This is a genomic window from Bartonella taylorii 8TBB, assembly GCF_902825155.1.
GTDB classification, from domain to species: Bacteria; Pseudomonadota; Alphaproteobacteria; order Rhizobiales; family Rhizobiaceae; genus Bartonella; species Bartonella taylorii_A.
Map to the genome: position 1 here is coordinate 89,746 of NZ_CADEAG010000003.1, position 13,178 is coordinate 102,923.

The window sequence follows — 13,178 nt, forward strand, 5'->3', positions numbered from 1 at the left end:
ATGGCACGCAACCGTATTCAATTTATCTGCCAAAATTGTGGAACCATTTATTCACGTTGGGCTGGGAAATGTAGTTCTTGTGGCGAATGGAATTCCCTTATCGAAGAAAATGCGAATGGTGGCATCGGTACTGGTCCTATGCAAAATGTCCGCAAGGGACGTATAGTTGCCCTTACATCTCTTTCTGAAAATCTTGAAGATGCTCCCCGTATCCATTCTGGTATTGCTGAACTTGATCGTGTCACCGGAGGAGGCTTTGTGCGTGGATCAGCATTACTCATCGGTGGCGACCCAGGTATTGGAAAATCAACATTGCTGACACAAACAGCTGCTGCTTTATCGCAAAATGGACATAATGTTATCTATGTTTCAGGCGAAGAAGCTATTGCTCAAATCTGCCTTCGTGCAAAAAGGCTTGAAGCCGCCAATACAGAGGTTAGACTTGCCGCTGAGACTAATGTTGAAGATATCCTTGCAACTTTAAGTGAACATAAAAATCTTGATATGGTCATTATCGATTCTATTCAAACTCTCTGGTCAGATGCTGCTGATTCAGCGCCTGGTACCGTCACACAAGTACGCATCGGCGCTCAAGCAATGATCCGCTTTGCTAAAAAAACAGGAGCAGCTGTTGTTCTTGTCGGCCACGTTACCAAAGATGGACAAATTGCTGGTCCTCGTGTTGTCGAACATATGGTTGATGGTGTTCTCTATTTTGAGGGTGAAGGTGGACATCATTATAGAATCCTTAGAACTGTAAAAAACCGTTTCGGACCAACCAATGAAATTGGTGTTTTTGAAATGTCTGATAAAGGATTACGGGAGGTCATCAATCCATCTGAACTGTTTTTGGGTGAACGAAATGAAAAAGCTCCAGGAGCTGCTGTTTTTGCAGGAATGGAAGGGACACGCCCGATACTAGTAGAAATTCAAGCACTTGTTGCTCCCTCTTCACTTGGAACACCACGACGTGCTGTTGTAGGATGGGATGGAAATCGCCTTTCAATGATTCTTGCTGTTCTAGAGGCCCATTGCGGCGTTCGCTTTGGACAACACGACGTCTATCTTAACGTTGCAGGTGGATATCGCATATCAGAGCCAGCAGCTGATTTAGCTGTTGCAGCAGCCTTGGTATCCTCTCTCGCAAATATTCCTCTCCCAACGAATTGTGTCTATTTTGGTGAAATCAGCCTTTCAGGAGCTATCCGCGCTGTTGCTCATTCAACACAGCGCATCAATGAAGCAAAAAAACTTGGCTTTCAAGGAGCTGTTCAACCTACTACAACGACAAAAATGGTGAAATCACTAAATTTTCAACGAAAAACAGTCTCCGACCTTCCTGAGCTGGTTGCCGCTATTACCGCAGGTAAAAGATGGTCTGCACCACACACATGATAATATAGAAAAAACTCTACAAAATATAAAATCCCTGCTATAAGAACAGAAAATAGCATAACCAGAAATGCATTTGTATATAACTTAAAAGAACACAACTTTATGTATAAGGAACAAACAAATGATCATAACAGTCCTTGATGGAATTGTCGTAGCTGTCATCCTGTTCTCCGCTTTTCTCGCTATGCTCCGAGGGTTTTCACGCGAAGTGCTTTCGTTGGCTTCTTGGGCGATCGCAGCTGTTGCTACACTGTTTTTATTTAAACCTGTCTTGCCCTTCTTTGAGCAATATCTCTCTAATAAAATGATTGCGTTGATTACAACATTGGTTACGATTTTTATTATTGTTCTCATTATTACTTCAATAATTACAATGAAGATCTCTGATTTTATTATTGATAGTCGAATTGGCATCCTAGACCGTACTATCGGTTTTGTTTTTGGAGCACTCCGCGGTTTATTTATCATGGTTATCGGTATGCTCCTTATTAATGCGCTTATTAAACCTGAGAACCAAGCTCATTGGTTAAAAAATGCAACAACAAAACCCATCTTAGATTCATTAGGACAAAAAGTTTGGGAAATACTCCCCAAAGATCTCGATATTGTTCTCGAAAAGGCAGAAAAAATTTTAAAAGGAGACGATACTAATATACAAAAATAAATACCCTCATGAAGAGGTGATTTGGCAAAATGGGGAAGAGTTTGTCATGGACAAAAAGTTTCAAATAATATGGGAAGTATGATATAATCATTCTTCATATCACAACTGAAAGAATATAATGATAAAAAGCGACATTTCCTGTCAGGATTTTTCATTGGATGACGATACCCTACATGAGGAATGTGGAGTTTTTGGTATTCTTGGTCATGAAGATGCGGCAACGTTAACAGCTCTCGGACTCCATGCACTTCAGCATCGTGGGCAAGAAGCAGCTGGTATTGTTTCTTACCACAACAAAATGTTTCATCAAGAAAAACATCTAGGTCTTGTTGGTGATCACTATACAAACCCTGCAACACTTGCCCGTTTACCGGGAAATCGTGCTATCGGACACACCCGTTATTCAACAACTGGAGAAATAGCATTACGCAACGTTCAGCCTCTTTTTGCTGAATTAAAAGTTGGAGGTATTGCTATTGCCCATAATGGCAATCTCACCAATGGTCTTACACTACGCCGCAAACTCATTGCCTCGGGTGCCATCTGTCAATCGACATCAGATTCAGAAGTTTTTCTTCATCTTATTGCCCGTTCACCTTATGAATCGTCATCTGATCGTTTTGTCGATGCTATTCGGCAAGTGGAAGGTGGATATGCCATGTTGGCGCTCACACGCACTAAGCTCATTGCAGCGCGAGATCCAACAGGAATTCGACCTCTCGTGATGGGTGAGCTTGATGGTAAACCAATCTTTTGTTCCGAAACCTGTGCACTTGATATTATTGGAGCAAAATATGTCCGCGATGTTAAAAATGGCGAAATTATCATATGTGAAATACAAAAAAATGGGGAAATTACTAAAAAAATTATAGAACCAGAGAATGAAAAACCTGAAAGACTGTGCCTTTTTGAATATGTCTATTTTGCGCGTCCTGATTCAATCGTTGGAGGGCGCAGTGTTTACACCGCCCGTAAAAATATGGGAATTTATTTGGCGCAAGAAGCTCCTTGTGAAGGTGATGTTGTAGTTCCCGTTCCTGATGGCGGAACACCCGCTGCAATTGGCTATGCACAAAAAATTGGAATTCCCTTTGAGCTTGGTATTATTCGTAATCACTATGTTGGCCGCACTTTTATTGAACCAACACAACAAATTCGTGCTTTTGGAGTAAAATTAAAGCACTCTGCAAATCGTTCTGTCATAAAAGGAAAACGTGTTATTCTGGTTGATGACTCTATTGTCCGTGGAACAACGTCCCTTAAAATTGTGCGAATGCTCCGTGATGCAGGAGCAAAAGAAGTTCATATGCGCATTTCTAGCCCTATGATTTTCTATCCCGATTTTTATGGCATTGATACACCTAAAGTTGAAAGTCTATTGGCTAATCAATACCCAGATTTAAAATCCATGTGTAATTTTGTTGGAGCTGATTCATTAGAATTTCTTTCAACGGATGGTCTATATCTTGCTGTAGCAGGAGAAAAACGAAATAACGCTGATCCACAATTTACTGACCATTATTTTACTGGACAATACCCCACACATCTGGTTGATCAAGAAAGTATCCCCAAAATTCATCAATCATCTGTCCTTAAAACAAGAGATTAGTGATGACAAAATTTGATTTTAGTCTCTCTGGTCGTGTTGCACTTGTTACCGGTGCTTCAAGAGGTATTGGCTACCATTTAGCATTAGAACTCGCAGCACGTGGTGCTCACATTATTGCCCTAGCACGCACAGTGAGTGGACTCACTGAACTTGATAATAAAATCCGAGAAAAAGGTTCTTGTGCAACACTTGTCCCACTTGACTTACATCATATGGAAAACATTGATACTCTTAGCGTTTCTATTGCTAAGCACTGGAAAAAAATCGATATTATGGTCGCAAATGCAGGAATTCTTGGAACGCTCTCACCAATAGCGCATATCGAAAACACGGTATTTGAAGATATTTTTCAAATAAATCTCATCAGCCAATGGCGCTTAATGAAAGCCATGGAACCTTTATTGCGTAAATCTAATGCTGGACGAGCGATTCTGCTATCTTCAAGCGTTGCTCATGTTGCACGCGCTTTCTGGGGACCTTATGCAGCCTCTAAAGCTGCTTTAGAAGTTATTGCCCGTTGTTGGGCAGAAGAACTAAAGCAAACCCCTATCAAAATTAATTGTGTTGACCCCGGCGCAACACGTACTGCCATGCGTGCACAGGCCATACCTGGTGAAGATCCTCAAACTCTCCCTTCACCAAAAGAAGTTGCAACAAAGATAGTCCATTTATCATCGCCTTATTTAAAAGAAACAGGCAAACTTTTTAATGTCCGTAAAAATCGGTTTATGGATTATCATGTACCCGATTAAGGCAATATACTGATTTATAAAAATAATTCTTGTTCTGTAACTTAAATGAGAATCATAAATACAGTAAGATTTTTTCATTTCAACCCCTCTCATTATAAATCAGAAAAAAAGCTCGTTTGTATGCTGTAAGCAAACGGAATGAATGTGTGGATAAAATCGTTTAAGAAAAGAGCAAACATGCCTATCATGAACCCTCTCAATGTAAGAGGAATTATAACATTGGAAATTAGTAAACATAATGATGGTGCCGGTTTGTAGCTTTATTTTGTAAGCATAAAAACGGTAGAGCACAGAGGATTTTACTTTATACCTTTAACGACCTGTTGTGAAATGAGATTGGGAGTAACAAGAGAGGTTTCTTTAAAGTAAGCTCATGAATGAACAGCACAATGACGTGTTATTCTTCATGAGGAGCGTGCTTCTAACAATCATAAACATAGAATAAAAATGATCAACCTGAGTTAAATTTCTCTCTACTTTTATTCTTCTTCCCAAAAACAAAATATAAATCTCTACGATTCTTTGATATTTTGAGCATTAATCTTCTTTTCTTCCAAAACAGCGCGTTTATTATAAGACACAAAACTACATGGAAGAAAAATCATATAACTAACAGCAGTTATCAATAAAGTGTGCCATGTGTACGTTGCAAGAAAACCTACATAAATCACAACACCCAACATGCACGGCACAACGATATCACGCCTCAAATTTTGATCAATTGTTTTTGCGTTCCATACTGGTAAACGACTAACCAATAGAAAAGCAATAATAACAGTATAAAGGCTAAAAAATAATGCCCAGCTCCAACTCGGCATCAAACCAAGAGCTCCTAAATACATAGGCAATAAAAGTAATAACGCCCCTGCTGGCGCAGGAACGCCAATAAAATAATTTTCCTGCCATTTTGGTATATCCGCGTTATCCAACATCACATTAAAACGCGCTAATCGCAAACAACATGCAACACAATAGACTAGTGCCGCTACCCAACCTACTTGGTGAGCTTGAGTCAAAATAAAGGAGTAAACAATAAGCGCTGGAGCAACACCAAAATTAACCACATCAGCAAGAGAATCCATCTGTGCCCCAAAAGATGAACTCCCATCCATTAAACGGGCAATGCGACCATCAGCGCCATCTAAGATTGCTGCCAAAAGCACCATTAAAATAGCAGCCTCATAGCGATGCTCAAAAGCCAAACGAATACTGCTCATTCCTGCACAAATCGCCAAAATAGTGATGATATTGGGAATGATATACCGCATAGGTGTAGGTGAACGCCATCGATTTACAACATCATCATGCTGTCCCTCAGGATTAAATGAAGAAAATAGTGAAAAATTTTTCATTGTTTGTCCTAATCAAATCTGAAATCAGTTGTAGCACTCTTATCATCAAAAGAAGCTAAAACTGTTTCTCCAGCAATTGCTGTCTGACCAACCGCAATACGTAATTTTACTTCAGTGGGTATATAAATATCAAGGCGAGAACCAAAACGAATCAACCCAAATCGTTCTCCAGTATTAACGGAATCATTTTCTTTCGACCAACAAACAATCCTGCGAGCAACCATCCCAGCTATCTGTACCATACCAATTTTACCGTGTTTGCTGTCAATCACCAGTCCATTACGCTCGTTAAACTGGCTAGCTTTATCAAGCTCAGCATTTCTAAACTGACCTGGACGATAAATTATAGATTCTACTGTACCACTTATGGGAATACGGTTAATATGGCACGAGAAAATATCCATAAATACGGAAATACGGATCATTTCTTTGCTACCCAATCCTAATTCTTCAGGCGGAACACATGGCTCAACGAATGAGATACGCCCATCAGCAGGAGACATAACCCAATCGGGATTCAAAGGGATCACACGCTCTGGATCGCGAAAGAAGTATATACACCACACAGTAAGAACAAGACCACACCAAAACAACGGACTCCATACCCAACCAAAAATGAGCGAAATAATAAAAAACGCTATAATAAAAGGATAACCCTCTTTATGAATTGGCACAAAGCTATTATGGATAGATTGTAGAATACTCATATAATTTCCCATTCACAGTATAACTTAAACAAGTAATAAATCTTTTTGTTCCTCTTTATCTTTTTTTGTACTTAATCAGTCGCTCCCTATAAAGATATAAGCTACATTTTCGCAGCTTATTTTTTACGATTAACAACGCCTGTCTCATCTTCTTCACGCATTTTACGTAATTTTTCTTCAGCTTGCGATGCTTCAAGCTGCTTATTCCACATTGAAGCATATAAACCTTTCTTACGTAAAAGCTCTGCATGCGTCCCATTTTCAATAATACGGCCATTTTTCAGAACAAAAATTTCATCCGCATTTATAACAGTAGAAAGACGATGCGCAATTATCAATGTTGTCCGCCCACGGCTTACAATATCCAATGCTTGTTGAATTTCTTGTTCCGTTGTCGTATCAAGAGCCGCTGTTGCTTCATCCAGAATAAGAAGTGGAGGAGCTTTTAACAGTGTCCGTGCAATAGCCACACGTTGTTTTTCACCACCTGATAGTTTTAGTCCACGTTCACCTACCATAGATTGAAATCCTTCTGGAAGCATCTCAATAAATTTTGATATCTGAGCCATTTCAGCAGCTTTGCGCATCTCTTCCTCTGTAGCACTTGGGCGCCCGTAGCAAATGTTATATGCAATGGTATCATTAAATAACACCGTATCCTGCGGTACCATGCCGATAGCTTCACGCAAACTTTTTTGCGTTACATCGCGGATATCTTGTCCGTCAATTGTGATAGAACCCGAATCCACATCGTAAAAACGAAAAAGTAATCGAGAAATAGTCGATTTACCAGCACCGGATGGACCGACAATCGCAACAGTTTTGCCTCCAGGGATCTCAAAATCAATATCTTTGAGAATCTGACGAGTCGGATCATAGGAAAACTTCACCTGACTAAACCGAATACTACCATCATGCACTATCAATGGTTTAGCATCCGATTTATCAACGATTTCCTGCTGCACATCTAAAAGATCAAACATGGCTTCAATATCAGTTAATCCTTGTCGAACGTCACGATAAATTGAACCAATAAAATTCAGCGGAATAGAAAGCTGTATTAAAAGCGCATTAATAAAAACGAAATCCCCTAAAGTTTGGGTCTTATGAAAAATTTCATAAGCTGACATCAACATCAGAACAGTCATTCCAATACCAAAAATAAGAGCCTGACCAAAATTAAGCCAACTTAACGATGTCCAAATTTTTGTTGCTGCTTTTTCATAATTTGCCATAGAAGAATCAAATCGACGTGCTTCTAGGGTTTCGTTGCAAAAATATTTGACAGTTTCAAAGTTCAAAAGAGAATCAACAGCATGCGTATTGGCCTCAGTATCTGCCATATTCATTTTTTCCCGAATTCGAATGCGCCAATCACTCGCCTTAATTGTGAACCAAATATACAAGCCAACCATTATTACAACTATGAACAAATAGTGCCATCCATAGCTTATGTAAAATACAAATGCTGTCAAAACAAATTCTAAAACCGTTGGTACTGTGTTCAGAATTGAAAATCTAACGATAGCTTCAATTCCCTTCGTACCACGCTCAATCACACGAGAAAGTCCACCTGTTCGCCTTTCTAGATGAAATCGCAAAGATAATCCATGAATATGCACAAAAGTCTTATAGGCTAATTGGCGAATAGCATGTTGACCAACGGTCGCAAAAAGGGAATCACGTAACTGGTTTAATCCAGCCTGAATAATACGCGTAACATTATATGCTAAAACCAGCATAATAGGAATAAGCCAACTGGATGGAAACCATACCGGCAGCTTAAAGCTCTCATCAAGTGCATCCGTAGCATATTTAAAGAAATATGGCACACATATGAGAACGAGCTTGGCCAAAACAAGATAAAATATCGCCCATAGTACACGCATTTTTAGATCGCGCCGATCTACCGGCCACATATAAGGCCATAAATTATAAAGTGTACGTAGAGTTTGACCTGTACCTGATGACACAGTTTTTGTTATTTCACTCTGTTCCATAAAGCCCTTACTGTTCTATTATTTAATCAACAGACGACAACCACCTTGTTACTGTTTACAGGTCATATCATCTCTTTGTATATACCTCCGGTAAATTATACATTTTAACCTTTAAGGTTAGACTGTTTTTGAAAAAGGAACAAGAAATAATCCACCATAAGATTTATTATTTTCGTCTGTATGCTCATACCATTCTGCTGCAAATAAATTCTCAACTTTTACACGCTTTTTTTTCAATTCTGCTTGAAGCCATGTCTTTGATTTACCAATCTCTTTAAGTCCATCGTCGATAATTTCGCCATTTTCGACTAAAATGATCGACTTTTTCCCCTCATCCTTTTTAACAACGGAACAATCACCACTGGTTTCTAAATGAACAAAAGCTGCTTCATGTAAACTACAACCTTTAATTCGCAACATTGTAATCAAGTCATTTACGCTGATCCCCAAACTCTTAATCTTATCCATTTGAAATACACTATCTAAAACTAATGTGACATTCCGTCCTGCAACAAGACGACGAAAAAAAACTGAATAGCGTGCAAAAAAATTAAGAGATGTAACCAAAGCTTGCCAAATACATAAAACAATTAACAATTGAACAGTACTAATGTTCGGATTATAAACAACTCCCCCAATGATACCCCCCATCACAAAATTGCTTATCAAATCAACCGGTGTCATTTGACTGAGGCTTCCGCGTCCCGTTGTTCTTAAAATCAAGAGGAAGGCGATAAGACCTACAACCAATTTAAATGTGACATACCCGTAATAATATAAAAACTCCATCAAACTTTCTCCCTTGTTATGAAAGCTGCTAGAATACGGGAATTATAAGCGTTTTATTTCCCACACGGTTATACGTTCACCAGTTTGTGAATCCTTGCTATCTTTGAGTAAAACCCCCTCGGCTGCAAGCTCATCACGAATTGTATCCGCAGCTGCCCACTCTTTATTATGGATAAGCTGCAACCTTTCGGCAATGCGCTGATCAATAAATTTTTCATCAAGAGAAGTTTTTCTTGTAAACAGAGGGCATTCTAGATCGCTAATCCATTCTTGCCGCAAGAGCCCAAATAAATTCATCCCATTTGCGAGCGCTATAGCATCTCCTGCTTTATAAAATTTTCGCAAAAGAGTAAATGCACTCGGAGTATTAAGATCATCACTTAGTGTGTTTAGCAAAGATTCATCAATCGATTCGCTGTTTTCTACACTTTCTCTTTCACAGCGAAGCAATTGATACCAACGATACAATTCGCTACTAGACTGCGCCAAACGCTGAGCTGTCCAATTTAACGGTTCACGATAATGCGTTTGTAACATTGAAAAACGTGCAGACAAACCAGCCCAATTTTGCTTCATTTCATCTGTTAAAATACCACTAGTCTCAACAAAATCGCTCTCTAAAACAGAACGAATGGTTATGAAATTGCCAAGGCTTTTAGACATCTTTTTACCTTCAACTTGCAAAAATCCATTATGCATCCAAAGATTAGCCATCCGCTCAGTTCCAAAAGCTGAACAACTTTGTGCAATCTCATTTTCATGGTGAGGAAAAATCAAATCGATACCACCACCATGGATATCAAAAATATTCGCTGTTGGATCATCACAAAACAAACCACCGCCATAGGGTGCTAACAGCGTTGCCATCGACATCGCAGAACATTCGATATGCCATCCCGGACGACCTAAGACAGGAATTCCTGCCGGCGATACCCAACCTGGTTCCCCATCCTCAGAGGGCTTCCATAAAACAAAATCCATCTCCTCCCTTTTATAAGCAGCGACATCAACACGCGCACCGGCTCTCATTTCATCTAAAGAACGTTTTGCAAATGACCCATAAAGGGGGTGTTCTTTTATGCTACTCACAGAAAATAATATATGATTTTCCGCCTTATAAGCGTGCCCTTTTTCAAGCAACCTTTCAATCAAAGAGCGCATTTCTTCTAAATGATCAGTTGCACGCGGTTGACTGGTGGGCAGTAAACAACCAAGTGCTAGTATATCTTGTTGAAATTGAAAATATGTACGTTCCGTCAATTGGCGAATAGCTTCATTAAGTGCGAGTTCTGAATATTCGCAAGCTGCTCGTGCATTAATTTTATCATCCACGTCTGTAATATTACGCGCATATATAACATGATCATTGCCATAAACATGACGCAATAAGCGAAATAAAATATCAAAAACGATCACGGGACGTGCGTTTCCTATATGCGCATAATCATAAACCGTTGGACCACAAACATAAAGACGTACCTTAGTCACATCTATCGGTGTAAAATTTTCTTTTTTACGTGTAAGCGTATTATAAAATCGCAACTCTTTCATAAATTATACTCCGTTAGCGATATTACTCGCCGTTCTTCATGATGAATCTTACTCAAGATTATTACATTGTGTGGTTAGGCTAAAACTTTCATGTCTCTTATGTAAAATTCTCATAACTTCGCCCCCTTTATTTAAGCTGTATCCATCATCTTTCACAAAAAAAAATCCAATTTATTTGATTGGATAAAAGTATTCTATCGATAAAGACCGTATCTTTTCTTGATGAGAAAACTGTCTCAGGAGAAAATTTGCAACGCGCTATATAACGTAAACTCATAGGAAAAAGGAATTACATATAAAAAAATCTAAAATCTTTAACCACATAAAGATTTATCAGAATTTTTCATAAACCCATGATGGCTTCCTTACTCTCTTTCATGCCCTAAATTTTATAACACACCCACCATTGGTAATAATACACAAACCATTTTCGTCCTGTCTTTTAACATATCCTTTACAACAAAGCCATTTTATCCACGATTGTAATCTACAAAATTTTATTAAAAAGGAAAAGTAAAATAATGCGTAATATATTGATAAAAATCACTTTTTTAATGTTTTTTCTATCTTTAACACCAACTTTTGCACAACAATCACCACCCTATGAAACAAAATTGCTACGACTGGCAGAAATTTTGGGGTCGCTGCATTATTTACATAATCTTTGTAAGACTCCAACAAACCAATGGTATGACTATATGACCGCACTGATCGAAGCAGAACAACCAATTCCACAAAGACGCGCTTATTTTTACGAAGCGTTTAATGAAGCATATCGCGCCTTCTCAGAAAATTATCATCATTGTACACAGTCAGCAATTGAAGCAAATCAAAGATATGTCAAAGAGGGTAGAGCCTTGTCCGAAAACCTTCTTATACAACTTAATAATTAACTCCTACAAAAGCTCTTAGGCTCTCAAAATACCTTGTCTTCACAAAATTGTTAGAGAGCCCTTTTTATGCACAAAATCATTCCATAAAGCCGTACAAATTTTCATTTTGTCACGCCAAAGCTTCTATAAATTTAACAGGTTCACCTTGCGACGGTGTAATAATTTCACCTTCCCACATAACACGCATGCCACGAATAATAGTACCAACAGGCCAGCCTTTAACTTTTTTACCATCATATGGTGTCCAACCTACACGCGAACCAATTAATGCATTCGTAATAATTTCTTCCCGCTTCAGATCAACAATGGTCAAATCAGCATCATATCCAACAGCAAGGCGCCCTTTACAGCTTATACCAAAAATGCGGCTAGGACCATGCGAAGTGAGATCAACAAAACGTTCAAGAGAGAGCTTTCCTGCATTTACATGTGTTAGCATAATTGCCGTTGTTGTCTGCACACCTGTCATCCCTGAAGGTGACGCAGGATAAGTTTTAAGCTTTTCCTCAAGCGTATGAGGAGCATGATCAGAACCTAACACATCAACAATACCTTGCTGAACACCGTACCAAAGAGACTCACGGTGGCGGCTTTCACGAATAGGTGGGTTCATCTGAATCAATGTGCCAAACTGCAAATAATCATCAGCAGTTAAAGTCAAATGATGCTGCGTAACTTCAATGGTTGCCACATCTTTATGTTTTTTTAGAAAATCGATTTCTTCCGCAGTAGAGAGATGTAACACATGAATGCGCGCCTTCGTTTCATGCGCGATTTTCACCAAGCGCTGTGTACATTTTAATGCTGCGACTTCGTCACGCCAAACTGGGTGCGATGATGCATCCCCTTCAATACACAACATTTTACGCTCTCTGAGCCTTGCCTCATCTTCAGAATGAAAAGCTGCACGACGGTGAATATTCTTCAAAATAAGACGCACACTCTCATCATCATCCACCAAAAGATCACCCGTAGAAGACCCCATAAAGACTTTAATTCCGGCAGCTCCAGGAAGTTTTTCTAATTCGGCCAATTCATGTACATTTTCACGTGTTCCTCCAACCCAAAAGGCAAAATCACAATGCATCCGATGAAATCCGCGTTTTACTTTATCAGACAAAGCTTCTTCCGATGTGGTTAATGGATTGGTATTAGGCATTTCAAATACTGCTGTAACACCTCCTAAAACCGCGGAATATGAACCACTTTCCAAATCCTCCTTATGTTCATTGCCTGGCTCACGAAAATGAACTTGACTATCGATAATCCCTGGTAAAATGTGAAGCCCTGTACAATCAATCACTTCACCAGCAGATGCACATGTAAGATCCCCAATTTCAGCAATACGGCCATTTGTAATACCAATATCACGCTTATTCATTCCATCATGATTTACCACTGTTGCGCCTTTAAAAATTGTATCAAATGTTTTAAACATAGCCGTGCTCCTCACATATCCTTTCTTT

At 39.1% G+C, this 13,178-nt stretch carries 11 protein-coding genes; 5 read left to right on the forward strand and 6 right to left on the reverse strand.

Annotation, left to right across the window (positions count from 1 at the left end):
* From radA to J7R13_RS03610, 4 genes are all read left to right on the forward strand, one after another.
* A complete protein-coding gene (gene radA, locus J7R13_RS03595) occupies nucleotides 1-1,395 on the forward strand; it encodes a DNA repair protein RadA (protein ID WP_208437510.1) in 1,395 nt (464 codons plus the stop codon).
* Between the two features lie 121 nt (nucleotides 1,396-1,516).
* A complete protein-coding gene (locus J7R13_RS03600; protein WP_208437511.1) occupies nucleotides 1,517-2,059 on the forward strand; it encodes a CvpA family protein in 543 nt (180 codons plus the stop codon).
* A 118-nt stretch (nucleotides 2,060-2,177) separates the two neighbouring features.
* Entirely contained in the window at nucleotides 2,178-3,668 is a 1,491-nt protein-coding gene (gene purF, locus J7R13_RS03605) for an amidophosphoribosyltransferase (protein WP_208437512.1), read from the forward strand.
* Nucleotides 3,669-3,670: 2 nt separating this feature from the next.
* Complete coding sequence (locus J7R13_RS03610) at nucleotides 3,671-4,420, forward strand: SDR family NAD(P)-dependent oxidoreductase (protein ID WP_208437513.1); 750 nt, start codon at nucleotides 3,671-3,673, stop codon at nucleotides 4,418-4,420.
* A 512-nt stretch (nucleotides 4,421-4,932) separates the two neighbouring features.
* Here the strand turns inward: J7R13_RS03610 and pssA are convergent.
* From pssA to cysS, 5 genes are all read right to left on the reverse strand, one after another.
* Complete coding sequence (gene pssA / locus J7R13_RS03615; protein WP_208437514.1) at nucleotides 4,933-5,772, reverse strand: CDP-diacylglycerol--serine O-phosphatidyltransferase; 840 nt, start codon at nucleotides 5,770-5,772, stop codon at nucleotides 4,933-4,935.
* 8 nt (nucleotides 5,773-5,780) lie between these two features.
* Nucleotides 5,781-6,479 carry a phosphatidylserine decarboxylase gene (locus tag J7R13_RS03620; protein ID WP_208437515.1) on the reverse strand — a complete coding sequence of 233 codons (699 nt, stop codon included), beginning with the start codon at nucleotides 6,477-6,479 and terminating at the stop codon, nucleotides 5,781-5,783.
* Nucleotides 6,480-6,595: 116 nt separating this feature from the next.
* A complete protein-coding gene (locus tag J7R13_RS03625) occupies nucleotides 6,596-8,479 on the reverse strand; it encodes an ABCB family ABC transporter ATP-binding protein/permease (protein ID WP_208437516.1) in 1,884 nt (627 codons plus the stop codon).
* A gap of 117 nt (nucleotides 8,480-8,596) precedes the next feature.
* Nucleotides 8,597-9,268, reverse strand: a complete 672-nt coding sequence (locus tag J7R13_RS03630) for a DUF421 domain-containing protein (protein ID WP_208437517.1) — start codon at nucleotides 9,266-9,268, stop codon at nucleotides 8,597-8,599.
* A 42-nt stretch (nucleotides 9,269-9,310) separates the two neighbouring features.
* Nucleotides 9,311-10,819 carry a cysteine--tRNA ligase gene (cysS, locus tag J7R13_RS03635; RefSeq protein ID WP_208437518.1) on the reverse strand — a complete coding sequence of 503 codons (1,509 nt, stop codon included), beginning with the start codon at nucleotides 10,817-10,819 and terminating at the stop codon, nucleotides 9,311-9,313.
* A gap of 521 nt (nucleotides 10,820-11,340) precedes the next feature.
* On the opposite strand from cysS, the gene J7R13_RS03640 reads away from it, so the two are divergent.
* Nucleotides 11,341-11,712: a TIGR02301 family protein gene (locus tag J7R13_RS03640; protein WP_208437519.1), complete on the forward strand. Its 372-nt coding sequence runs from the start codon at nucleotides 11,341-11,343 to the stop codon at nucleotides 11,710-11,712.
* Nucleotides 11,713-11,821: 109 nt separating this feature from the next.
* Here the strand turns inward: J7R13_RS03640 and J7R13_RS03645 are convergent, their stop codons facing one another.
* Entirely contained in the window at nucleotides 11,822-13,150 is a 1,329-nt protein-coding gene (locus J7R13_RS03645; protein WP_208437520.1) for a dihydroorotase, read from the reverse strand.
* Nucleotides 13,151-13,178: the final 28 nt, after the last annotated feature.